The organism is Lactobacillus equicursoris DSM 19284 = JCM 14600 = CIP 110162, assembly GCF_001434815.1.
In the GTDB taxonomy this organism is placed as follows: Bacteria; Bacillota; Bacilli; order Lactobacillales; family Lactobacillaceae; genus Lactobacillus; species Lactobacillus equicursoris.
The window spans coordinates 1-206 of the sequence record NZ_AZDU01000177.1 but is presented as its reverse complement, the minus strand read 5'-3'; the positions used below and the strand labels follow the sequence as shown (position 1 = coordinate 206).

Here is a 206-nt window from a genome sequence, read left to right as displayed (position 1 = left end):
ATTAGATATTCAGTTTTCAACGTACAAGTTTGACCTTGCGGTCAATGGAGGCAAACGGGATCGAACCGATGACCTCCTGCTTGCAAAGCAGGTGCTCTCCCAGCTGAGCTATGCCCCCAAATTTATTAAGCTTTATAGATGTTACTCCATCTGGCCTTGAAATGCAAGTGCATTTCAATGGGCCTGGATGGACTTGAACCATCGAC

Annotated in this window: 1 tRNA gene; it reads right to left on the bottom strand. The window is 46.1% G+C overall.

Annotated features, from left to right (window positions below):
- Positions 1-45 precede the first annotated feature (45 nt).
- A tRNA-Ala gene (locus FC20_RS09895) sits at positions 46-118 on the bottom strand.
- Positions 119-206: the final 88 nt, after the last annotated feature.